The sequence below is a fragment of the Actinomadura sp. 9N407 genome (assembly GCF_044326315.1).
GTDB lineage: Bacteria > Actinomycetota > Actinomycetes > Streptosporangiales > Streptosporangiaceae > Spirillospora.
Genome location: NZ_JBIRAW010000011.1, coordinates 116,429 through 138,701 on the forward strand (window position 1 = coordinate 116,429; position 22,273 = coordinate 138,701).

The 22,273-nt window shown below is 72.4% G+C and carries 19 protein-coding genes; 6 read left to right on the forward strand and 13 right to left on the reverse strand.

The genetic code is table 11. The features are described 5' to 3' along the window. Positions 1-160 precede the first annotated feature (160 nt). The 3 genes from ACH34Q_RS19505 to ACH34Q_RS19515 all read left to right on the forward strand — a co-directional run bounded on the left by ACH34Q_RS19505 (position 161) and on the right by ACH34Q_RS19515 (position 3,599). Positions 161-898 carry a GntR family transcriptional regulator gene (locus ACH34Q_RS19505; protein ID WP_395984391.1) on the forward strand — a complete coding sequence of 246 codons (738 nt, stop codon included), beginning with the start codon at positions 161-163 and terminating at the stop codon, positions 896-898. Positions 899-1,066: 168 nt separating this feature from the next. Then, entirely contained in the window at positions 1,067-2,455 is a 1,389-nt protein-coding gene (locus ACH34Q_RS19510; protein ID WP_395984392.1) for a phytase, read from the forward strand. 142 nt (positions 2,456-2,597) lie between these two features. Beyond that, positions 2,598-3,599 carry a LacI family DNA-binding transcriptional regulator gene (locus tag ACH34Q_RS19515; RefSeq protein WP_395984393.1) on the forward strand — a complete coding sequence of 334 codons (1,002 nt, stop codon included), beginning with the start codon at positions 2,598-2,600 and terminating at the stop codon, positions 3,597-3,599. A gap of 3 nt (positions 3,600-3,602) precedes the next feature. On the opposite strand, the gene ACH34Q_RS19520 is transcribed toward ACH34Q_RS19515, so the two are convergent. From ACH34Q_RS19520 to ACH34Q_RS19560, 9 genes are all read right to left on the reverse strand, one after another. Then, positions 3,603-4,421, reverse strand: a complete 819-nt coding sequence (locus tag ACH34Q_RS19520; RefSeq protein WP_395984394.1) for a Cof-type HAD-IIB family hydrolase — start codon at positions 4,419-4,421, stop codon at positions 3,603-3,605. Beyond that, complete coding sequence (locus tag ACH34Q_RS19525; RefSeq protein ID WP_395984395.1) at positions 4,418-5,263, reverse strand: inositol monophosphatase family protein; 846 nt, start codon at positions 5,261-5,263, stop codon at positions 4,418-4,420. Before ACH34Q_RS19525 ends, ACH34Q_RS19520 begins: the two co-directional genes overlap by 4 nt. Beyond that, on the reverse strand, positions 5,260-6,051 hold the full coding sequence (locus ACH34Q_RS19530) for an HAD family hydrolase (protein ID WP_395984396.1): 792 nt from the start codon (positions 6,049-6,051) through the stop codon (positions 5,260-5,262). Before ACH34Q_RS19530 ends, ACH34Q_RS19525 begins: the two co-directional genes overlap by 4 nt. Further along, positions 6,048-7,193, reverse strand: a complete 1,146-nt coding sequence (locus ACH34Q_RS19535; RefSeq protein WP_395984397.1) for an ABC transporter ATP-binding protein — start codon at positions 7,191-7,193, stop codon at positions 6,048-6,050. The genes ACH34Q_RS19530 and ACH34Q_RS19535 overlap by 4 nt, the downstream gene beginning before the upstream one ends. Before the next feature lie 3 nt (positions 7,194-7,196). Continuing rightward, complete coding sequence (locus ACH34Q_RS19540; protein ID WP_395984398.1) at positions 7,197-9,044, reverse strand: ABC transporter permease; 1,848 nt, start codon at positions 9,042-9,044, stop codon at positions 7,197-7,199. A gap of 69 nt (positions 9,045-9,113) precedes the next feature. Next, entirely contained in the window at positions 9,114-10,298 is a 1,185-nt protein-coding gene (locus ACH34Q_RS19545) for an ABC transporter substrate-binding protein (protein ID WP_395984399.1), read from the reverse strand. Positions 10,299-10,370: 72 nt separating this feature from the next. After that, positions 10,371-11,030, reverse strand: coding sequence for a DUF47 domain-containing protein (locus ACH34Q_RS19550; protein WP_395984400.1), 660 nt, complete (start codon positions 11,028-11,030; stop codon positions 10,371-10,373). Further along, a complete protein-coding gene (locus ACH34Q_RS19555) occupies positions 11,027-12,010 on the reverse strand; it encodes an inorganic phosphate transporter (protein ID WP_395984401.1) in 984 nt (327 codons plus the stop codon). The genes ACH34Q_RS19550 and ACH34Q_RS19555 overlap by 4 nt, the downstream gene beginning before the upstream one ends. After that, positions 12,007-13,002 carry a Gfo/Idh/MocA family oxidoreductase gene (locus ACH34Q_RS19560; RefSeq protein WP_395984402.1) on the reverse strand — a complete coding sequence of 332 codons (996 nt, stop codon included), beginning with the start codon at positions 13,000-13,002 and terminating at the stop codon, positions 12,007-12,009. Before ACH34Q_RS19560 ends, ACH34Q_RS19555 begins: the two co-directional genes overlap by 4 nt. Positions 13,003-13,417: 415 nt before the next feature. Here ACH34Q_RS19560 and ACH34Q_RS19565 point away from each other — a divergent pair, with 415 nt between their 5' ends. Next, positions 13,418-13,981, forward strand: a complete 564-nt coding sequence (locus ACH34Q_RS19565; protein WP_395984403.1) for a PadR family transcriptional regulator — start codon at positions 13,418-13,420, stop codon at positions 13,979-13,981. A gap of 25 nt (positions 13,982-14,006) precedes the next feature. On the opposite strand, the gene ACH34Q_RS19570 is transcribed toward ACH34Q_RS19565, so the two are convergent. Beyond that, entirely contained in the window at positions 14,007-14,432 is a 426-nt protein-coding gene (locus ACH34Q_RS19570; protein ID WP_395984404.1) for a hypothetical protein, read from the reverse strand. A gap of 88 nt (positions 14,433-14,520) precedes the next feature. Continuing rightward, positions 14,521-16,281 (reverse strand): alpha/beta fold hydrolase, encoded by a 1,761-nt coding sequence (locus ACH34Q_RS19575; RefSeq protein WP_395984405.1) that lies wholly within the window; start codon positions 16,279-16,281, stop codon positions 14,521-14,523. Between the two features lie 60 nt (positions 16,282-16,341). Between ACH34Q_RS19575 and ACH34Q_RS19580 the strand changes: the two genes are divergently transcribed. Then, positions 16,342-17,511, forward strand: coding sequence for a glycoside hydrolase family 1 protein (locus ACH34Q_RS19580; RefSeq protein ID WP_395984406.1), 1,170 nt, complete (start codon positions 16,342-16,344; stop codon positions 17,509-17,511). Positions 17,512-17,556: 45 nt separating this feature from the next. Here ACH34Q_RS19580 and ACH34Q_RS19585 read toward each other — a convergent pair whose 3' ends face one another. Together ACH34Q_RS19585 and ACH34Q_RS19590 are read right to left on the reverse strand one after the other, a co-directional pair. After that, positions 17,557-19,830: a glycoside hydrolase family 3 C-terminal domain-containing protein gene (locus ACH34Q_RS19585; RefSeq protein ID WP_395984407.1), complete on the reverse strand. Its 2,274-nt coding sequence runs from the start codon at positions 19,828-19,830 to the stop codon at positions 17,557-17,559. Next, entirely contained in the window at positions 19,827-20,549 is a 723-nt protein-coding gene (locus ACH34Q_RS19590; RefSeq protein ID WP_395984408.1) for a TetR/AcrR family transcriptional regulator, read from the reverse strand. Before ACH34Q_RS19590 ends, ACH34Q_RS19585 begins: the two co-directional genes overlap by 4 nt. A 161-nt stretch (positions 20,550-20,710) precedes the next feature. On the opposite strand from ACH34Q_RS19590, the gene ACH34Q_RS19595 reads away from it, so the two are divergent. Next, positions 20,711-22,237, forward strand: a complete 1,527-nt coding sequence (locus ACH34Q_RS19595) for an ABC transporter substrate-binding protein (RefSeq protein ID WP_395984409.1) — start codon at positions 20,711-20,713, stop codon at positions 22,235-22,237. Positions 22,238-22,273: the final 36 nt, after the last annotated feature.

The window sequence follows — 22,273 nt, forward strand, 5'->3', positions numbered from 1 at the left end:
CCCACCGTCCAGCCACGTGTCCGCCGCCGGTCCTGCGCCGGCACGCCGAGTCTGCTGAACGGCACACCACCCTGTCAATAGTTTGTCATGACATCATGAGGTAATAAGTTAACCATGTCCAACGGGTACGATTACCCTCACCAGAACAGAAGGGGCGAGGGTGAACCGACCAGCCGTTTCCGTGGACCGCGCCAGCCCGGTCCCGCTGTACTTCCAGCTGGCCCAGCAGCTGGAGGCGGCGATCCGCGAGGGCGAACTGGCCCCCGGCAGCCGCCTGGAGAACGAGGTGCAGCTCGCCGACCGCTGCGGGCTGTCCCGCCCGACCGTACGGCAGGCGATCCAGCACCTGGTCGACAAGGGGCTGCTGGTCCGCAAGCGCGGGGTCGGCACGCAGGTGGTGCGCGCGCAGGTCCGGCGGCCGGTCGAGCTCACCAGCCTGCACGACGACCTGGCCGCGGCCGACCGGGAGCCCCGTACCGAGGTCCTCGAGCTGGCCGGGGTGCCCGCCGAGGACGAGGTCGCCAAGCAGCTGGGCGTCCCGCCGGGCACCGGGATCACGCGGATGCGGCGGCTGCGGTACACCGGCGCCGAGCCGCTGGCCGTCCTCACCAACTACCTGCCCGCCGAGCTGCTCGCCCTCACCGCCGCCGACCTCACCGAGCACGGCCTGTACGAGCTGCTGCGCGCGGCGGGCGTCAACCTGCGCGTCGCCAACCAGGAGATCGGGGCGCGCGCCGCGACGGCGACCGAGGCCCGGCTGCTGGACGAGCGGCGCGGCGTCCCGCTGCTCACCATGACCCGCACGGCCTTCGACGACAAGGGGCGCGCGGTCGAGTACGGCTCGCACGTGTACCGGGCCAGCCACTACTCGTTCGCCCTCACACTCGTCGAACGCTGACCCGACCGGCCCCCGCCCCGTTGACTCGTGGCGTGTCCCCCCCACCCGGGCCGCGACGGGGCCACCCCCCCACGAGTCGACAGGGTTGGAGCGCTCTATTGAATTAGAGCGCTCTAACGCTTACGGTGCAGGCGTTGCTCCATCCCCCCGAGATGTCCGGAGGAACCGATGCACCTCAGACCGAGCCGCTCCCGAGCGCAACGTCCCCGACCGGCCTCACCGCACGCCGTACCGCGCCTGGCCGCGGCCGCCGCCGCGGTCATGATCGGCACCTTCGGGCTCTCCGTCCCGGTCGCCGCCGCCGACGATGACGACCTCGCCACCGTCCACGCGGCGCTGGAGACGCCCCCGAACTTCGACGACACCGAGGGCGGGGACGCGGACGCCGACGACCCCGCCATCTGGAACCATCCCGCCGACCGGCGTGCCGACCTGATCGTCGGCACGCTCAAGCAGGGCGGGCTGGCCGTGTTCGACGCCCGGGGCCGGCAGCTCCAGCACGTCCCCGCCCCGCCGGGGCCGCGGCCCGGCGACGAGTCGGGCAGGTTCAACAACGTCGACATCGTCTACGGCTTCCCCGTCGGCGGCAAGAAGGTCGACATCGCGGTGACCTCCGACCGGGGCCGCGACATCATCCGCACGTACGCGATCGACGCCGCCGCCGCCAAGCGGCACACCGCCCCGCTGACCGAGATCACCGACCCGGCGGCCGCTGCCGCCTTCTCCGCCTCCCTGGACGAGATCAACGACCAGCGCACCGCCTACGGCCTCGCGACCTGGACCGGATCGGGCGGCGCGACCTACGTCGCGGTGAGCCGCCGGCACACCACCCGGGTCGGCGTGTTCCGGCTGGTCGCGACGGCGGCGGGCACCGTGACCTACCGCCCGGTCCGTACCCTCGACCTGCCGGCCTCGTTCCCGCTGCCCGGCGGCGGCAGCTGGCGCCCGTGCGGCGATCCCGGCGAGGACCCGCAGGTGGAGGGGATGGTGGCCGATCCCGAGCACGGCGTGCTGTACGCCGGGCAGGAGGACGTGGGCATCTGGCGGATCCCGCTGGACGGCGGCACGCCCCGGCTGACCGAGCGGGTGAAGGAGTACGGCGTCCCGGCGACCTACGACCCGGAGACCGACGAGTGCGTCCCGAGCGGGCCCGATCCCGGCGTCGGCGGCGATCACCTCACCGCCGATGTGGAGGGCCTGACGATCTACCGCAAGGACGACGGCGAGGGGTACCTGCTGGCCTCCAGCCAGGGCGACAACACCTTCGCGGCGTACGACCGGGAAGGCTCCAACCGCTTCCTCGGTCGGTTCCGTGTCGGCCCCTCCGCGGCGATCGACGGTTCCGAGGAATGTGACGGAGCCATGGTGACCAGCGCGCCCGTCGGCGGTTTCGCGAAGGGCCTGCTGGTCGTGCAGGACGGTGCCAACACCCCCGACGTCGTGGACGGGAACGGCGAGGTCCGTACCAACACCAACTTCAAGCTCGTCCCCTGGGAGGACGTGGCCGACCCGCTCGACCTGGACGTCGATCCGGACGACTGGGACCCGCGGGACTGACCGCCGCCGCGCCCGGCGGGGCCGCGCGCCCCGCCCGGCGCCACGGCGTGTCCGGTGTCCGGTGCCCGGTGTTAGCGTCCAGGCCAGAAGACCGTTCCAGACCGTTCCAGCCAGCCCGATTCCAGGAGGAGCACCGCTCAGCATGACGCACCCGACCCTGGAGGACGTCGCCGCCCGCGCCGGCGTCTCCCGTGCCCTCGTCTCGCTGGTCATGCGCGGGTCCCCCAAGGTCAGCAGGCAGCGGCGGGAGGCGGTGATCGCCGCCGCCGGCGAGCTCGGCTACCGGCCGAACGCGATGGCCCGGGGGCTGGCCGCCGGCCGGACCGGGATCATCGGCGTGCTGCTGGCCGACCTGCACGATCCGCTGTACGCGGCGGTCCACGACGGGCTCGCCGACGAGGCCGCCCGCCGCGACGTCCGGCTGCTGCTGACGACCGGGCGCGGGCGTCCCGTACGGGAGCGGGCCGCGGTGGAGGACATGCTGGACCTGCGCCTGGACGGGCTCGTGCTGGCCGGCCCGCGGATCGCCGCCGCCGAGATCGACCGTGCCGCCGCGGGCTGCGCCGTCACCGTCGTGGGCCGTACGGTGCGGTCCGACCGGGTGGACTGCGTGACCGGTGACGCCGCGGTGGCCGGGCCGGCGGTGGCGCACCTGGCGGCGCTCGGGCATCGCCGCGTGGCCTGCCTCGACCTCGGCTCCCGGTCGGTGTCCCTGCGCCGCGCCTACCTCGCCGCCATGGAGGCGGCCGGGCTGGGAGCGCACGCGACCGTACTGACAGGGCTGGACGCGGCGCGTGATCCGGCCCCGGAAGACGCGCCCACCGCGTTCCTGGCGATCGGCGATCCCAGCGGCGTCGCCGCGCTGGCCGCGCTCGGTGCCGCGGGCCTGCGGGTCCCCGAGGACGTGTCGCTGATCGTCCACGGCGACCCGGCGGGTGCGGCGGCCGCCGGGGTCACCACGGTCGCCGCGCCCGCCCGCGAGCTGGGCCGGCTGGCGATGGGCACGCTCCTGGACCGCGTCCAGGCCGGCGTCCCCGGCGGCGCGGCACGCCGGATCACCGTCCCGCCCGTCCTGACGGAACGAGCGACCACGGCGGCGGTCCGGGGCACGTCGCACGGCACGGCCGCGCCGAGCCCGCCGTAGGCCTCACGGCAGGACGCGGTCGACCAGGTCGGCGACGGCGCCGGACGCGCAGGCCCCCACCACGACATCGGCGGCGGCGAGGACGCCCGGATGCCCGTCGCCGACGGCGGCGCCCAGCCCTGCCGCCTGGACCATGTCGATGTCATTGGGGTTGTCGCCGATCGCCGCGATCCGGCTCATCGGCACCCCGCGCGCCGCCGCGAGCTCGCGCAGCGCCGTCCCCTTGGTGGCGCCGTCCGGCAGCACCTCCAGATAGGTGTCCTCGGAACGGACGAGGGTGACCCCGGGAACGGTCCCGGCCGCCATCCGCTCGACGGGGTCGATGAGGCCGGGCCGCTCGCAGATCAGCATCACCTTGATGATCCCGTCGAAGGGCAGGGCGCCCCAGGACGCCACCCGTACCAGCTCGATGCCGTCGCGGCGCGCATAGTCCCGCAGCGTGCGGGTCTCAACGCGTACGTGCGCGTGGCCATCGCTGAAGACCACCGGGTCGACGCCTTCGGGCAGGTCGCCGAACAGCAGCGTCAGCCTGGCCCACGCCGCCGCGTTCAGGCAGCGCCGGCGCAGCACCGTGCCCGTGCTCAGGTCCACCACGCGGGCGCCGTTGTAGAGGATCGCCGGTGTGCTCAGCGCGAGCTCGCGGTAGTACGGGAGCGCGGAGTCCTCGCCGCGTCCCGTGGCGAGCAGGACCTCGCCGCCCGCTTCGGTGAAGCGGCGCAGCGCGCCCAGATTCCGCTGGACGATGCGCAGGTCACGGCCGACGAGGGTGCCGTCCAGGTCGGTGACGAGCCAGGTGGCCGTCCGTACGCCGATGGTGCTCACGTCTCGCTCCCCACGGCCGGGAGGCCCGCGGCCTCGGCCAGTACAGAACCGGCGAGGTCGAATCCCCCGACGCACGCCACGTAGCCGGGGGCGTCCCAATCCTGGCCGCCCGGCTCCCCGCCCAAGGGAAGGTAGGTGCCGCCCGCCTGCCTGACGAGAAGCAGCGCGGCGGCGACGTCCCAGGCGTTGACGGACGTCCCGTACGCGGCGTCCGCCCAGCCTCCGGCGACGTGCGCGAGCGACAGCGCGGCGCTGCCCGGCCTGCGTACCGTGGCGAACGACTCCACGAACGTGGCGTACCGCCGCAGCGCCCGGTCGCCGCTCCGCCGCAGCTCGCGGGCGTTGGGGTAGCCGGTGACGAGGACGGCCGTCCGATCGCCGGCCGCGCCGGTGCTGCCGAGCGGCTCGCCGTTGCACGCGGCGCCGTCCAGCGTGGCGGTGAACAGGTCGTCGCGTACGGGGTCGTACACCACGCCCGCCACCACCCGGTCACCCACGACGGCGCCGATGGACGTGCAGAAGAACGGCAGCCCGGCGGCGAAGTTGGCGGTGCCGTCGATGGGATCCACGTACCAGCGCAGGGCCCCGTCCGCGCCGCCCCGCAGGCCGCCCTCCTCCCCGATCACGGCGCTGCCGGGGCACTCGCGCTCCAGGATCTCCCGGATGGTCTCCTCGGCGGCGCGGTCGTGCTCGGTGACCGGATCGTGGAAGTCGCGCTTCAGCGCGACCTCGGGCCGCGACCGGAACGCCTTCCGCAGCCGGTCGCCCGTCGCCCTGGCGGCGCGTTCGGCGATCCCGGCCAGCTCCCGCGATGCGGGTACGTCGATGCTCACGTCGTTCATGCGTCTCCCTTGACCGCGTTCACCAGCAGGCCGAGCAGTCCGTGCCCGTCGTCGACGATCGCGTCGGGACGGCCGCGTACCTCGTACGGGACGCGGTGAGTCCCGTCGGCGAGCATCAGCACGTTGGCGCCGACTCCGGCCCGGTGCCCGCACACCACGTCCCGGTCGAACGTGTCGCCGACGTACCACGCCTGTTCCGGGCGGATGCCGAGGGCCCGGGTGGCGATCCAGATCATCTCCGGGTTGGGTTTGCGGATCCCGGCCTCGTCGCTGTAGACCTCGAACGCCAGCTTCGCCGCGAGGCCGTTCGCCGCCGTGTACGCGCGGTGCACCGCCCCGGAGAGCGCGTTGCTGACCACGGCGCAGGGGACGCCCCTCTCGGCGGCGGCGTCCAGCAGCTCCGGTATCCCGGGGCGGGTGCGGCGCTCCTGCCGCAGCTCCCCCATCCGCGCGCAGAGCGGTGTGGCGTGCGCGACGACGAGCTGCCGGGCCGAGGCGGGCCAGTCCGCGGCCACGTAGTCGCCCCAGAAACCGGCGTGGGTCATCTCGGCGGGCGCGTACGGCCGGGACATCGCGTCCTTCCAGCACTTCTCCCCCGCGGCGCCCGCCTTGATGTCGGTCTCGATCCCGGCGGCGTCCAGGCCGGACCGTCCCGCTCCGGTGAGCAGGGCGTGCACCTCCTTGGCGAGTTCCGCCGTCCAGTCGGGGCGTTTGATCGTCTCGACCAGGACGCCGCCGAAGTCCAGCAGCAGCGCCCGGGGCGCGGGCAGCGTGGGACGGTCGTTCACAGGGCCACCCGCCTGGCCGGGGCGACGGCGTCGTCCCAGCCGGTGATCCGTGTCCCGTCGGCACCGAACAGGTGCAGGCGTTCGGGCGGCGCCCAGCACCGGACCGTGGTGCCCGGCCCGGCCTGCAGGTCCTCGTGGACGACCACGAAGACCTCGGCGTCCAGCACCCTGAGCTGGACGGTCCAGCTCGCCCCCGTCGGCAGGACGGTCTCGACGACGGCGTCCTCCGACCAGGCCCGGTCCGCCATGGCGCCGTCCGGGACGCCGATCCGGAGCGCCTCCGGCCGGATGCCCACATGCTCGGGCGACCCGACCTCGGCCTGCTTCCGCACGTACCGCAGCAGCGCCCCGGCGAGATCGCCCGGGGCCGGGTCCTCGGTGCCGCCCCCGGTACGGACCAGGTTCATCGGGGGGCTCCCGACGAACTCGGCGACGAACCGGTTGGCCGGCCGGTCGTACATCTCCATGGGCGCGGCGACCTGCTGCAGCTCACCCTCGTTCAGCACCGCGATGTGGGTGGCCATCGTCATGGCCTCCATCTGGTCGTGGGTGACGAACACGATCGTCGCGCCGGTCTCGTCGTGGATGCGCTTGAGCTCGGTGCGCATCTCCAGCCGCAGCCCCGCGTCGAGGTTGGACAGCGGCTCGTCCAGCAGCAGGACGTCGGGGTCGACGGCGAGCATCCGGGCGAGCGCGACGCGCTGCTGCTGCCCGCCCGACAGCTGCGACGGGTAGCGGTCCATGCAGTCGGCGACCCGTACCTTGGCGAGCGCCTCCTCCGCGCGGGCCCTGCGTTTGGCGGCGGGCACCTTGCGCATCCGCAGCCCGAACTCGGTGTTGCCCCGGACGGTGAGGTGCGGCCAGAGCGCGTAGTTCTGGAAGACCAGCCCCATGTCGCGCTTCTCCGGCGGGACGTACAGGCCCCGCTCCACCGAGTCCAGGACGCGGCCGCCCACGGTGATCTCACCGCGGGTGGGCTGCTCCAGCCCGGCGATCATGCGCAGGGTGGTGGTCTTGCCGCAGCCGGACGGGCCGAGCAGGCAGGTGAACGATCTGTCCGGGACGGTCAGGTCGAGGTCCTTCACCGCCGCATGGCCGCCGGGATAGTGCTTGACCACTCCGCTGAGGGCGATGTCCGGCATTGATCAACCTCCGATGCCCGAGGCCAGGCTGCTCTTGGTGAGCCGCTGGGCCAAGTAGGTCATGGTGAACGAGAGCAGGGCGATGACCAGCACGACGGCGTTGGCGAGCTGGGTGTAGCCGTAGTCGACCAGCGAGATCGACAGCGTGGTCAGCAGCTGGGTGCCCGAGGTGGTCAGCATGATCACGATGCTGAGCTCCTTGAGCCCGGACACGAAGGGCAGCACCACCCCGGTGACCAGCGCCCCCTTCTGGATCGGGATGATGATCCGGAACATCCGCGACGGCCATCGCGCGCCGCTCACCTGGGCCGCTTCCTCGGGTTCCCGTCCCAGCTGCATCATCGCCGCGATCCCCGATCTGGACGAGTACGGCAGATGGGTGACGATGAGCACCAGGACGAGCAGCGTGACCGTCCCGTACAGGGCGGGGACGGGGCCGCGCTGGACGGCGAACAGCGACAGGCAGGCGGCGGCGAACGCGATGCCCGGCACCAGGTAGGGCAGGAACGACACCTGTCTCAGGAAGTTCGACATCCGGCTGCCCGCGCCCCGTACCACCACGTAGCCGATCAGCAGTCCGGCCATGCCGCAGACCAGCGAGGCCAGCCCGACGATCTTCAGGCTGTTCCACGCGGCGTCGTAGAGGGCGCCCGCCCGCAGCACGCCGTGCGGGAACCCGACCGCGCCGGGCAGGTCCTCGCCCAGCCAGAACTTGAGGGTGAAGTTGTCGAGGCTGAACACGCCGGGGACCTTGGTGATGGTCGACAGCAGCAGCGTCAGCACGGGCACGATGACGCTCACGACGAACACGCCCATCGCCAGCAGGCCGGCGGGCCACCGCCAGCGCCGCAGGTCCGAGCGCCGGTCCATCGCCCCCTTGCCGCCGACCGTCACGAACCGCCGCTGCTCGCGCACCAGCCGGGTGTCGAACACCACGACGAGCACCCCGATCAGCACGATGACGCCGGCGAGAACGGACGCGACACCGGTGCTGCGGTCACGGATGGCCTGGTAGAGGCTGGTGGACAGGACGCTGTAGTCGCCCGGCAGGCCGAGGATGTACGGCGTGCCGAACGTTCCGAGGACCCGGCCGAGCACCAGCAGCACCGCCGACGACAGCGCGGGCAGCATGAGCGGCAGGGTGATGCGGCGCATGACGGTGCGGCCTCCGGCACCCAGGATCCGCGCCGAGTCCTCCAGTTGCGAGTCGATCCGGCGCAGCGCGTTGCCGAACAGCAGCAGGACGAACGGGTAGTAGTGCAGCCCGAGCGTGACGATGATCGGCAGCGGCCCGTACGCCAGCCAGTTCGGGGTGTCGATCCCCGCGCCCTGGAGGTAGCCGACCTGGCCGCCGGAGTCGGAGTTCTTGAACAGCGTGAGCCAGGCCAGCGCGAACGTCCAGGACGGCAGCATGTACGGCACCACGAGGGCGCCGGCCAGGAACTTGCGGCCGGGGATGTTGGTCCGGGTGACCAGCCAGGCCATCGACCCGCCGACGATCAGGGCGAACGCGATGACGCCGACCGCGATGACCAGCGTGTGCCAGAGCGGCTCCCAGAACAGCAGCTTGCTGACGGGCGAGCGGAACACCCGCCACAGGTAGTAGCCGGTCCAGGAACCGGGCTTCCCGCCGGAGCGGTTCTCGTCGCCGTACTGCACGCGCGCCGCGTCCGACATGACCGACACGAGCGGGGCGATGACGAGGTAGAGCAGCGCGGCGCACATGACGAGGCCGAGCAGGACGGTGGGCTCGCGTACCAGCACCCGCACGCGGTAGAGGACGCGCCGGCGGCGGGACGGCGGTGTGGACGCCGGCTGTGCAGGCGGCTTCTCTGGGGCGGCGACCGCCATGGAAGTCTCCTCCGGAATGAGGGGGCCGAGGACGCCTGGCGGGCCGGTGCGGCCCGCCAGGCAGAGGGATCAGCGGTGGTTGACGCGCCAGAAGTCCTGGATGTCCTGCCGGTTGCGGAAGTCGTCCAGTAGCGTCCCGGCGGTGAAGCCGAAGAGCTGGGTGTCCCAGTTGTCCAGTCCCGGAGGGTTGTTCGGGCTCGCGCCGACGGACTTGTTACCGGAGACGCCGCCGCTGCCCGATTCCAGCGTGAAGCCCTCCTTGCTCATGACGAAGTGCACGAAGAGCTTGGCGGCGTTCGGGTGCGTGGAACCGGTCGTGATGGTGGCGTACTTGGGGTACGAGAAGCCGGTCCAGGGGGCCAGGTTCTCGCACACCTTCATCTGGTAGCCCTTCTCCTTCACGTCCCGGAACTTCGCGATCGACATCAGGCCGATCCGGCTCTGGGTCTGGTTGGGGGCCGCGATCCCGGCGGAGACGTCCTCGTCCTCGGTGGTCAGCACCGGGCTGTTGCCCGCCATCCGCTTGACCCACTCGCGCGAGGCGTCCTTCTCGGTGAGCTTGAGCTTGCCGCGCCCGAGCTTGTCGTACGCCGCGCTCAGGTCGGCCGTGCCGTGGTCCGCCATCTGGGTGAACCACTGGGTGAAGATCTCCTTGCCCAGCGGGTCCTGGAACATCACCTTGCCCTTCCACGCCGGCTCGGTCAGCTCCCACATGTTCTTGACCGGGCAGCCCTGCGGGTTGAGCTTGGGGTTGTAGACGAAGACGTAGGCCTTCCGCAGCATCATCAGCGGATTGCGGTCCTTCTCGTCGATGTCCTTGGCCAGGTCCGGCGGGATCCAGGTCTTGACGATCTTCTGCGGGAGCAGCTGCCCCACCAGCATCGGGCCGTCCTCGAAGAGGCTGACGTCGATGGTGACGTTCTTGGCCTGCGCCTCGCGGGTCATCTTCTCGGCGGTGGCGGCGGCCTTGGACTTCATGCCCTCGGCCTTGATGCCGTACTTCTTGGTGAACGCCTCCGCCACGTCCTTGACGTCGCCGCTGCCGTCGTAGGCCAGGACGGAGCCCTCCTTCTTGGCGGCCGCGATCAGTGCCTGCAGATCGAAGGTCGCCGGGTCCTCCACGGCCGCCTTGGGGATCTCCTGCTTGGCCGCGCCCGCGCCGCCGGTGGACGGGGCGCACCCGCTGAGCGCCAGCGCCGCAACGGCGGCCAGGGCGAGCCCGTAGCGCGCGCGAGCGGCTCCGGGAGTGGTCATGATCATGATCGTTTCTCCTTGCGGACGGGCGCCGGGCCCCCCGAACCGGCGCCGCTGGGGGGATTTCATCGATCAGTGACTGCGTTTGAGCATCGCGTCCGAGAGCGCGTCGGCCGCCTCGCCGAGCCGCCGCCCGACGGCGTCGAGCCGGTCGAGCAGTTCGCGCCCGCGCAGCACCTCCATGGCGATCGGCCCGGCGAACAGCTCCGCCAGCGCGGCCTGGCGGGTCTGCCGGACGCGGTTGCCGGCCTTGCGCACGCCGAGCGCCGCGACGGTGACCGCGGCCGGCTCGGCGATGACCAGCCGGACGGCGTCGTCGAGGGCGGTCAGCCCGTCGAGCACCGCGTCCAGCGGGGGGACGGTGAAACCGAGCTCCGCCGGTCCGAACATGTCGGACTCGCGGACGAAGTCGCGGAGGTTGTCCAGGACGTCGTCGACGGAGCGGGACAGCCGGTACAGGTCCTCCCTGTCGATGGGGGTGACGAGGGCGCCGTTCAGCATCCGGGCCAGGGCGGCCCGCTCGGCGTCGCCGGCGTGCTCGATGCCGGTCATCCGGGACCGGGCCGCCGCCGGGGCGGTCCGTCCCGCGGCCATCTCGCGGGCCAGCCGCGCCCCCTCCCCGACCGCGCCGATCTGCCGGCCGACCTGGCCGATCACCCGTTCGCCCGAACGGCCGAGCAGGTCGTCCCAGACGCCCCGGATGCGGTGCACCGGGCGGGCGAAGGCGTTCACAGCGGCCTCATCGCGAGGCCCGCCACGGCGCCGCAGGCGAGGGCGAGGGGCAGCGTGCACAGCCACGCCGCGCCGATGCCGACGACGTTCTGCCAGCGGACCCGGGTGCGGCCCTCGCTGGCGGCCACGCCGACGACTCCGGCGGCGACGGACTGCGTCATGCTGACCGGCGCTCCGGCGAACGAGCTCGCCGTCACCGCGGCGGCGGCCGCGGCCTCGGTGGAGACCACGTGCAGCGGCCGGGCGAGCACCAGGCCGCGGCCGAGCCGCTCCCCCACCCGGCCGACGGCGCTCAGCGCCCCGGCGCAGAACACCGCGGCCACCCCGGCGAGCACCAGCGGCGAGAGGTGGACGATCCCGACCGCGCCGGGCCGCCGGGCGGCCACCACGTCGCCCGCGACGCTGACCACCGCGATCATCTTCTGGCCGTCGTTGGCGGCGTAGGCCGCGCACTGCGCGCCGTAGGCGGCGAGGTGGGCCGCGTGGACGGCGGCCGGCATCCGGGTGAATCCCGGTACCCGCCGGGACGCCAGCCCGAAGGCCCAGCCGAGGGCCAGCCCGGCCAGCGGCGCCGCCGCGCCGACGGCCAGCACATGGCCGAGCCCGCCCCAGGAGACGTCCAGTCCGGCGCCGAGCCCGGCGCCCGCGAGACCGCCGACGACGGCCAGCGTCAGGCTGGTCGGCAGCCCGCGCCGGGACAGCGCCGTCACCACGCAGAGCGCCACGGTCACGCCGCACAGGAAGACCAGTGCCCCGTCGCGGTCACCGAGGTCGGCGAGCCGTTCGGTGAAGACGCGGGCCACGCCGAACCCGGCGAGCCCGGGGACCAGCACGATCGCCAGGAGCAGCAGCGAGACCAGGCCCAGCCGGGACGAACGGGGGAACCGGCCGCCGAGGCCGACCAGGGCGGCCCCGTCGTTGAGCCCGCTCACGTAGACGAAGCCCAGCGCGACCAGGGCGAACGCGACGGCCCACATCATCGGAGCTCCGCGATGCGGACCCGGCGGTCCTGCCGCCGGGAGAGCGTGGCGGCCTCGGCGATGTAGAGCGCCTCCAGCGCCTCGTCGACCGTGCACGGGCTGGGGACCCGTCCCCTGGCCACATCTAGGAACGTTCCAATCTCGGCCGCGTAGGCGGGCTCGAACCGTTCCCAGAAGTCGGCCCAGGCGTCCCCGGGAGGCCAGTCGACGCCCGGTTCGGCGGAGCGCAGCGGGACCCGCTCGTCCAGGCCGACGGCCCACGTCCCGCCGGTGCCCGCCAGCTCCATCCGGACGTCGTAGCCGGCGCCGTTGTGCCGCGAGCCCTGGACGGTGACGAGCGTCCCGTCCTCCATGACCAGCAGGGCGGCACTGGTGTCGGCGTCGCCCGCCTCGGCGAAGTACGACTCGCCCCGGACCGATCCGGCGGCGGTCACCGACTCCACCTCCCGCCCGGTGACCCAGCGCAGGATGTCGAAGTCGTGGATGTGGCAGTCGCGGAAGATGCCGCCCGAGGCCCGGACGTAGGCGGCGCTCGGCGGGGACGGGTCGGCGGTGACCATGTGCACCCGCCGCAGCTCGCCCAGCCGGCCGTGCCCCAGCGCGCGGCGTGCCGCCGCGTACCCGGCGTCGAACCGGCGCTGGAAGCCGATCTGGACCGGGACGCCCGACTTCGCCGCGACGTCCCGTACCTCCAGGGTCGCTCCCAGGTCCGCCGCGACCGGTTTCTCGCAGAACGCGGGGACGCCCGCGGCGCAGGCGGCGAGCAGCAGCTCATCGTGGGTGGCGGTGGGCGTCGCGATCACGACCGCGTCCAGCCCGGCGCCGAGGATCTCGCCGGGATCGGCGGCACGGACACCCAGCCGGCCCGCGAGCGCCTCCGCCCGCCGTCCGTCCACGTCACCGATGAGCAGCTCGCCGACGAGCGGATGCTGCGCCAGGAAACCGGCGTGCCACGCTCCGATCCGGCCCGCGCCCAGTAGTCCGACCCGCATGGTCGCCTCCCGTTGCCTTGCCGTCAGGTGCATGTGCCGTTCGCCTGTTGCTCATCTGAAGTTCGCCACATGTTCATCCAAAGGTCATCAATGTGGCCTGGGCCACATTTCTAGCCCCGAGGCGTGGTGAAGTCAATAGTTTGTCCTTACATCAAGACGTGCTTACTTGATGTGACCGGACGGGCCGCGCACCGTCGCAACGGCCGGGCCGCGGGCGCACACGGGAACGGCCGGGCGCCTGCCGGCGCCCGGCCGGCATGGCCCCTGTCGGTCAGGGGGTACGCCGCCCGGCGGCGACGGCCTGGGCGGCGGAGCGGCGCCCGCACCGGCACACGACGCGGACCTCCGCCTCTCGAATAGGCAATTCATTGATTACCCGTTTTATGCACTAACCGACCGGCGCTATTCTCTGCGGGTGGCATTGCGCAATGCGGTCATGGCCGCACTCCTGGAAGGCGAGGCGTCCGGATACGACCTGGCCAAGGCCTTCGACGCGTCGGTGGCCAACTTCTGGATGGCCACCCCCCAGCAGATCTACCGCGAACTCGACAGAATGGAGTCCGCGGGGCTGATCACGGCGCGCGTGGTCGAGCAGGAGAAACGGCCCAACAAACGCCTTTTCTCCCTCACCGAGGCCGGCCTGCGCGCCGCGCACGACTTCACCGCCGCCCCGCCGCGTCCCGGCGCGATCCGCGACGAGCTCATGGTGAAGGTCCAGATGGTGGACGCCGGCGACACCGCCGCCGTGCAGACCGCGATCGGCGAGCGGATGGCCTGGGCCGAGGCGAAGATCGCCCGGTACGAGCGCATGCGGGCCCGGCTCCTGGACGGCCGGACCGAGCAGGAGCACCTCGCCCACGCCGAGCGCGTCGGCCCGTACCTGACCCTGATGCGCGGCCTGGCCTTCGAGCAGGAGAACCTCCGCTGGGGCGAGCGCGCCCTGGACGTCCTGCGGCAACGCTCGGCCTCCGTGACCTGACCCGCGGGACCGTTCGGGACGGGACTCAGCGGCGCTCGCGGGTGGCGACGTCGGCGACGAGCCCGATCCCGATGCCGAGCAGCCAGATGTCCTTGGCCAGCGGCGTGCCGGCCTGGGTGGGACGCAGGCTCCCCGGCCGGCGCATCCCCGGAGTGCGCAGGTAGAGCCCCAGCAGCCCGGCCGAGAACGCCGCCAGGCCCGCCCCCGCCAGCGCCGTCGGCACGAGGGGCAGGAGCAGGGCGGTACCGAGCGCGATCTCTCCGCTCGACAGCAGCCGGGCGAACGTCTTCGGCGGCACCTTCTCCAGGACCGGGTACGTGCCGGCGGCCATGCCGTGCAGCTGGGTCGCCGTCTCCTCGCCGGCGCCCCGTTTCGACAGCCCGGATTCCACGATGACCGCTCCGGCCGCCAGCCGTGGCGCCATGTTCCTGAGTTCGCAGGCCAACCGCATGGCATCTCCCCCGATCTCATGCCGATCTTGCTGGCGGCCATACCCCCTGGTGCCGCGATTGAACGGCCGGCCGGCAGGTGCCGTCCGGTCAGGCCGCGGGGACGGTGAGGACCCCAGGGCGGTTCGGGTCGGTGTGGACGGTGACCGGGAGGGTCGCGCGGTTGCCCAGGTACGACAGGTCGCTGGCGGCGATCACTGCGCGCAGGCGATGGCCCGCCTCGAAGCGGTGCACGATCCCCGGCAGCTGGATCGTCAGCGGCTTGCGGACGTCGGCGACACGGACCGGGGAGGTCAGGCGGTGGACGAGTCTCGTGGTGCCGTCCGGGGCGACGTCGTAGAGCTTGGCGAACAGGACGAGGAGGCCGTCGACGCCCGCGCGCTGGGACCGTACGGCGGCGGGCGAGCTGAGGCGGACCGACATCGTCGGGGATCCGGCGACGTCGATGGGACGGGTGAGGGCGGGGCTCGTCCAGGCCGCGTAGCCGCCGGGCGCGTCGGCGGGCGGGACGTCGTCGAAGCTGTTCTGGAGCGCGGAGATCTCCGAGAAGGAGGTGGGCAGGGGGCCCAGCAGGTTCCGGTACGCGGCCTCGCCCTTCTTCACCGCGGTCTTGGAGAAGGTCAGCCGGTCGCGTCCGGACAGGTAGAGGCGTTGCGGGTGCGTGGGAGCGCTGCCGTACGCGGGAGCGGCGTCGCCCTCGTACGGGACCCAGGGCCGGAAGTAGGTGAACTTCGGCCCGGTGTCGGCCGGCCCGCCCTTGAGGTGGTGGTCGAACCAGGCGAGGACGCGCCGGCCGACGTAGTTCGTGTCGGGGGCGGTCAGGTCCAGATCGCCGGAGGCGCCGGGGCCGCTGTGCCCGCCCGAGTGCCAGATCATCTTCACCGGGGTGCCCTGCGCGGACAGTCCCCGGTAGGTCGCGGCCGCCTCCTGCAGGTTGAAGAGCGTGTCGGTCTGCCCCTGGACGAGCAGCACCGGCACCTTGATCCGCTTCATATAGGACGCCACCGAGGCCGAGTGCAGGTACGACAGGCTCTTGGGGCGCGGCACGCCGTACCAGAGGCTCTCGCCGACGGCCTGGCACAGCGCGGTCGGGAAGTTGGGGCAGCCGGACAGCCGGGAGGGATCGGTCTCGGCCTCGCTGACGCCGCGGACGGCGCCGAGCGCGAAGAAGCCGAGTCCCCAGATGAGCTTGGTGGCGCCGGGGTCGCCCGTACGGCCCCCGGACGGTGCCTGCTCGTTGTCGGGTGCCTGCTCGTTGTTCGGGGCCAGCGAGTAGCGGAGGTCGTTCCAGGTGTCGATCGGGACGAGCGTGTCGATGCGGCGGTCCACGGAGGCGGCGGCGAACTGCACGCCTCCCCCGTACGATCCGCCGACCATCCCGACCCGCGGGTCGCCGGGGGCGTCCAGCCGTACGAGGTCGGTCCGCGTGCCGTCCTCGGCCGCCTTCGTACCGGCCAGGAAGTCGACCAGCTGCCGGGCCGCGGCGCCGTCGTAGTCGGGATGGTCGAGCGTGATGCGGCATCCGCTGCCGCCCGCGCCCAGTCCCGAGTACGCCAGCACCACGTACCCGCGCTTCACGAACGCCTCGGCGAGTCCGGCCTGGTCGTCCTTGGAGCCGCCGAATCCGTTGGTGGTCATGATCGCCGGTGCCCGGTCGTTCCGGGAGGCCCCGGCGGGACGGTAGAGGTCGGCGGCTACGGTGCAGCGCTGGTCACGGTCGGGGCCGACCCGTACGTCGAACCGCAGCGTGCTCATGGAGGGGGCGGCCGAGGCGGGGATCGCGGTCAGTCCGAGGAACAGGGGCGGGATCGCCAGGACGGCGGAGGCGGGCAGGGCGCGGCGCAGGGGCATGAGCGGAATCTACCAAGTGGTAGGTTTTGCCGCCAGACCCTTCAGGCAAGGAGATACAGCGTGCAAGTCTCGTTCCCCGACGGCTTCCTCTGGGGTGCGGCCGGCAGTGCCCACCAGACCGAGGGCAACAACGTCGCCAGCGACTTCTGGGCCCTGGAGAACCGGCCCGGAGGCTTCCTGCCCGAGCGCAGCGGGGACGCGTGCGACGGCTACCACCGCTGGCGCGAGGACCTCGACATCGTGCGGGGGCTCGGGCTCGGCGCCTACCGCTTCAGCATCGAGTGGGCGCGCGTCGAGCCGGTGGAGGGGGCGATCTCCCTCGCCGCGCTGGCGCACTACCGAAGGCTGATCGAGGGCTGCCTCGAACGCGGCCTGGCCCCCGTGGTGACGCTGCATCACTTCACCAGCCCGCTGTGGTTCCAGAAGGCGGGCGGCTGGACGGCCCCCGAGGCGGTCGAACGGTTCCGCCGCTACGTGCGCGCGGTGCTGCCGATCCTGGACGGCGTCCCGTGCGTCTGCACCATCAACGAGCCCAACATGCTCGCGATGATGGCGAACATGGTGAAGCGGGAGAAGCGCGAGGAGAACGTCGCGGGCGCGATGCCGCCGCCGGACCAGGCGATGGCGGAGGCCCTCATGGCCGCGCACCGCGCGGCGCGCGAGGAGCTCGGCGGCGTCAAGTCGGGATGGACGGTCGCCAACCAGAACTTCCAGGCGGTCGACGGCGCGGACGCCGAGTGCGAGGCGTGGGCGTGGTCGCGCGAGGACCAGTTCCTGGACGTCGCCAAGGACGACGACTTCATCGGGGTGCAGGCCTACACCCGGGTGCTGATCGGCCCCGACGGCGCGCTCCCCGTCCCGGACGGCGCCCGCCGTACGATCACGGACTGGGAGTTCTATCCGGAGGCCCTCGGCAACGCCGTCCGGCACACCGCCGCCCGCATCCCGGGCGTACCGATCCTGGTGACCGAGAACGGCATCGCGACGTCCGACGACGACGAGCGCGTCGAGTACACCACCGGCGCGCTGGCGGGCCTGCACGCGGCGATGGCGGACGGGATCGACGTGCGGGGCTACATGCACTGGTCCCTGCTCGACAACTACGAGTGGGGTACGTACCGGCCGACGTTCGGGCTCGTGGCGGTGGACCGCCGGACGTTCGCCCGTACGGTCAAGCCGAGCGCCCGGTGGTACGGCGAGGTCGCCCGTACCGGCACGCTCGTCCGCTGAACGGTCCGGCCCGCCCGCGAGGATGCGCGAGCGGGCCGGAGACCGTCACGACTCCTGTACGGCGGCGACCAGCTCGTCCACGACATCGCCGGTCAGGCCGATCCCGAACGTACTGAACTTGGCCAGCGGGATCCCCCGGGCCAGTGCGAGCAGCGTCGAGGAGCCCTGGCCGGCACCGATCAGGCCGGAGCCGGTGCCCAGCCGCTCCTTCAGCACGCGGCCACCGACCGGGTGGTCCAGCCACTCGCCGAGCGTGGACATCCTGCCGAGCGCCGCGGTGTGCCCGTCGCCGGGCGTGGCCAGTTCGGCGCGCAGCCGGATGTCCCGGGAGGACGCCCCGACCTCGACCGTGAAGCGGCCCGGGTCGATCTTCCAGTCGCCGCGCGCCACCGACCACTGCGCGATGTCGCGTCCGGTGAGCGTGAAGCGGACCCGCGTGCCGGCGCCCGGCTCCAGCTCCACCTTGGCGAACCCGCGCAGCTCGTGCCGGGGCCGCGTCGGCAGGTCCTCGTCGAACGCCACGTACAGCTGGACGACCTCGTGCGCGGTGCGCTCGCCGACGTTGGTGACGGTGGCCTCGACGCTCCACTCGTTGGTGCCCGTCTCACGGGCGTCCAGGCCGGTGTACCGGAACCGGGTGTAGGACAGGCCGTGCCCGAAGGGATAGGCGACGTCGATCCCGAGGGTGTCGTGGTACCGGTAGCCGACGTAGCGGCCCTCACCGTACGAGACGTGCCCGTCCGCGCCCGGGAAGTGCAGGTGCGAGGAGACGTCGGCGAGGCGGTTCGGGATCGTCTCGGTGAGCCGGCCCGAGGGGCTGTACGCGCCCAGCAGCAGGTCGGCGATCGCCGAGCCGCCGGCCTGGCCGGGCAGCCAGCCCTCCAGGATCGCCGCCGCCGAGTCCTGCCATTCGGCGACCGACACGACCCCGCCGTTGGCCAGCACGACGACGATCTTCGAGCAGACCCAGCCGATCTGGCGCAGCAGGTCGGCCTGCACGGCGGGCAGGTCGAGGGTGGTGCGGTCGAATCCCTCCGACTCGGCGTCGTCGGGCAGGCCGAGGAAGACCAGCGCGACATCGGCCGCCCCGGCGGCGGCGGTCGCCTCCCGTTCGAGGTCGGCGTCCGCCGTACCGTCCAGGCGGTACCCGGCGGCGAACGTCAGCGTGGTGTCCTGGCCTGCCGCCGCGTTCAGGGCGTCCCAGGTGTTGTCGAGCCGGGTGGGGACGACATGGGAACTGCCGTGCCCCTGGTAGCGCGGGGTACGGGCCAGCTCGCCGATGACGGCCACGCGCTGCCGGGCCCCCGGGTCAAGGGGCAGGACGCCGCCCTCGTTCTTCAGCAGTACGGCCGAACCGCGAGCGGCTTCGCGGGCGAGGTCGTGGTGGGCGTCTACGTCCCAGTCCTCGAACCGCCCGGCCGTCCCGGCGCGTTCGGTGAGCGTGCGCAGCCGGCCGGCGGCGCGGGTGACGACCGCCTCGTCCAGGCGGCCCGCGCGGACGGCGTCCACGATCTCCTGGTCGGTCCCGGTCGGCGGCATCTCCAGGTCGAGCCCGGCCGCCAGCGAGGCCACCCGGTCGTTGACCGCTCCCCAGTCGGAGACCACCAGCCCGTCGAAGCCCCACTGCTCGCGCAGCACCTCGGTGAGCAGCCAGTGGCTCTCCCCCGCGTGCACACCGTTGATCTTGTTGTACGAGCACATGATCGTGTACGGCCGGGCCTCGCGCACGATGTGCTCGAAGGCCGGCAGGTAGATCTCGCGCAGCGTCCGCTCGTCGACGTCGGCGCTCACCCGCATCCGGTCGGTCTCCTGGTTGTTGACCGCGAAGTGCTTGACGCACGCGCCGATGCCGAGCGACTGGATCCCGGTGACGACGGCGGCGCCCATCACCCCGCTGAGGTGCGGGTCCTCGGAGAAGTACTCGAAGTTGCGGCCGCACAGCGGGGAGCGCTTGATGTTGACGCCGGGGCCGAGCACGACGTCGGCGCCGAGCGCGGACGCCTCGCGGGCCAGGGCCTCCCCCACCCGGCGGGCCAGCCCGGCGTCCCAGGACGAGCCGAGCGCGACGGCGGGCGGGAAGCAGGTCGCCGGGACGCTGTTGGTCAGCCCCAGCGCGTCGCCCGAGCCCTTGACCTGGCGGCGGATGCCGTGCGGGCCGTCGGCGAGGGTGAGCGAGCGTACGGTCCCGGGCACCGCCGTGGTGCGCCAGGTACCGCTCCCGGAGGTCAGCGAGGCCCTGTCTTCAAGGGACAGGTCCTCCAGGGACGGGTTCTCCTGGGACGGGACGTCCAGGTCGGCCGGGCGCGGGGGCTGTGTCATGCGGTACCTCGGTGGTCGGTGTCGCTGGACGGTGGGACTTCTTCTTCGGGGAGCCCGTGGTCGGGGAGCCCGTGCCGGTCGGTGTGCCGGGGCGATTCGCCCACGGTGACGCCGAGCCGGCGCAGGAAGGCCACGACGGAGGCGTGCATGTCGATGGCGTCGGGTTCCAGCAGCCACTGGGTCTGCAGCCCGTCCATCAGCCCCAGGAACTGCTGCGCGGCGATGACCGGGTCCTCCCGCAGCGGCGGGTCGGACCGGGCGAACAGTTCGGTGAACGCCCAGACCAGCCGTTCGCGCAGCAGCCGGTAGCGCTGGACGAAGTAGTCGTGCGCCGGATGCTCGGGGTCGGCCGCCTCGCCGGAGATCTTCACGTAGAGGGCGACCAGGCCGGGGGTCCGCATGTTCCGGGCGACGATGCCGGCGATGTCCGCGATCAGTTCCTCGGGACGGGAGTCCGCGCCGGGCGCGAACAGCAGCTTCGCGTCGATCCTGTCGCGGCGGCCGAGCACCTTGATCAGCAGGCTCTCCTTGCCGGGGAAGTGGTGCAGCAGCCCGGCATGGGTCAGGCCGGCGTGCGCGGCGATGTCGCGCAGCGACACCGCCTGGAACCCGGACGCCGAGAACAGCTCGGCCGCCGAGTCGAGGATGCGCGCGCGGGTGCGCTCGCCCTTCGACGGGCTGGACGGGCGCGACGGCCGGCGTGGGGCCTGGTCGGTCACAGGCGGACCTCTCTGTGATGGCGGGCGGTGGTGCCAGGCGACGCCGCCAGGCGATCACGCCAGGCGATCTTGGCAAAACCTACCACGTGGTTAGTTCTGCATGTATGCTCGCCCAAATCTTCCCGGACGGCTGCTGTGCTCTCAGTACGGAGTGGACTCGAATGCAGAAGAGAATCAAGGTCGCCGCGCTCGCCGCGGCCGGTGTGACCGCGGCCGCCACGCTCGCGGGGTGCGGTGGCGGAGCGGCGGACGGCGACGCGTCCACACTCAAGATCGCCACGCTGACCCTGCCGCAGAGCCTGGATCCGGCCGAGGCCGGCGGCAGCGCGCTGCCGTTCTTCCAGGCGGTCTACGACACGCTGCTCAAGCGCGCGCCGGACGGGACGTTCACCCCGATGCTCGCGACGAAGTGGACGTACAACGACGACCGCACCGAGCTGGCGCTCGAACTGCGCGGCGACGTGAAGTTCGACGACGGCACCCCCTTCGACGCGGCCGCGGTGAAGGCCAACATGGAGCGCTTCGCCAAGAAGGCCGGCTCCCAGGCCAAGACACTGAAGGACGTCAAGGCGATCGAGGTGACGGACAAGACCCACCTCACCCTGAAGCTGTCGCAGCCCAACCCCGCGATGCTGTTCTACCTCAGCGACGCGGCGGGCCTGATGGCCAACCCGGCGGCGTTCGCCAAGGGCGACGCCCTGAAGACCAAGCCCGACGGCACCGGACCCTACGAGCTGGACTCGAAGCAGTCGGCCATCGGCACCAAGTGGGTGTACGGGCGCGCGAAGGGCTACTGGGGTACCAAGCTCCCGTACGACAACGTCACGATCAGCTACTTCAACAACGAGACGGCGATCGTGAACGGCGTCAAGGCCGGGCAGATCAACGCCACCCTCCTGCAGGACGCCGGCCAGCAGGTCGCGATCGAGCCCGCCGCGAAGGTCCAGACGACCGAGCAGGAGTTCGACTTCCAGGGCATCCTGCTCTTCGACCGCGGCGGCGTGCGCACCCCCGCGCTGCGCGAGGCGAAGGTGCGGCAGGCGCTCAACCACGCGATCGACCGCAAGACGATGCTCGACAAGATCCGCCAGGGCCGCGGCGAGGTCACGAACCAGGTCTTCTCCCCGCAGTCCGCGGCGTACAAGAAGGAGCTCGACTCCTCCTACTCCTACGATCCCGCCAAGGCGCGCGACCTGCTGAAGCAGGCCGGGTACGGCAGCGGATTCACGCTCAAGCTGCCGCGCGTGGCGGCCATCGTCCCCGACGCGCTCGCCTCGTCGCTGCAGACCGACTTCGGCGCGGTCGGCATCAAGCTCGTCTGGGAGAACATCGACCGGGGCGACATCAAGCGCGTGTTCACCGAGCGCGCGTACTCGGCCATGGTGATGAACATGGGCCAGGCGTCCACCGACTGGGTGGCCGTCGAGGAGCTCGTGCTGCCCGGTGTGTTCAACATGTTCGGTACCACCGACGACACGGTGAAGGGGCTGCTGCCCAAGATCCAGGCCGCCTCGGCCGAGGACGCGAAGCCGCACCTGCAGGCGCTGAACGAGCACCTCGTCAAGGACGCCTGGTTCGTTCCGTTCTACCGGATCTCCTACCTGCACGTCTCGGACGGCACCGTGAAGATCGCCCCGCAGTCGGGGATGGCCGTCCCCTCCCTGTACAACTACGCCCCCGTCAAGTGACGCCGGCCGGCGGCGGACCGGCCCGGGCCGCCGCCG

What these genes read in the sequence shown, in the direction of transcription:
- ACH34Q_RS19555 (WP_395984401.1), bottom strand. Translation starts at nt 12,010, where the DNA reads ATGATGTGGGCCGTCGCGTTCGCCCTGGTCGCGCTGGGCTTCGTCTAC.
- ACH34Q_RS19545 (WP_395984399.1), bottom strand. Translation starts at nt 10,298, where the DNA reads ATGACCACTCCCGGAGCCGCTCGCGCGCGCTACGGGCTCGCCCTGGCC.
- ACH34Q_RS19570 (WP_395984404.1), bottom strand. Translation starts at nt 14,432, where the DNA reads ATGCGGTTGGCCTGCGAACTCAGGAACATGGCGCCACGGCTGGCGGCC.
- ACH34Q_RS19595 (WP_395984409.1), top strand. Translation starts at nt 20,711, where the DNA reads ATGCAGAAGAGAATCAAGGTCGCCGCGCTCGCCGCGGCCGGTGTGACC.
- ACH34Q_RS19535 (WP_395984397.1), bottom strand. Translation starts at nt 7,193, where the DNA reads ATGCCGGACATCGCCCTCAGCGGAGTGGTCAAGCACTATCCCGGCGGC.
- ACH34Q_RS19510 (WP_395984392.1), top strand. Translation starts at nt 1,067, where the DNA reads ATGCACCTCAGACCGAGCCGCTCCCGAGCGCAACGTCCCCGACCGGCC.
- ACH34Q_RS19560 (WP_395984402.1), bottom strand. Translation starts at nt 13,002, where the DNA reads ATGCGGGTCGGACTACTGGGCGCGGGCCGGATCGGAGCGTGGCACGCC.
- ACH34Q_RS19585 (WP_395984407.1), bottom strand. Translation starts at nt 19,830, where the DNA reads ATGACACAGCCCCCGCGCCCGGCCGACCTGGACGTCCCGTCCCAGGAG.
- ACH34Q_RS19515 (WP_395984393.1), top strand. Translation starts at nt 2,598, where the DNA reads ATGACGCACCCGACCCTGGAGGACGTCGCCGCCCGCGCCGGCGTCTCC.
- ACH34Q_RS19540 (WP_395984398.1), bottom strand. Translation starts at nt 9,044, where the DNA reads ATGGCGGTCGCCGCCCCAGAGAAGCCGCCTGCACAGCCGGCGTCCACA.
- ACH34Q_RS19575 (WP_395984405.1), bottom strand. Translation starts at nt 16,281, where the DNA reads ATGCCCCTGCGCCGCGCCCTGCCCGCCTCCGCCGTCCTGGCGATCCCG.
- ACH34Q_RS19525 (WP_395984395.1), bottom strand. Translation starts at nt 5,263, where the DNA reads ATGAACGACGTGAGCATCGACGTACCCGCATCGCGGGAGCTGGCCGGG.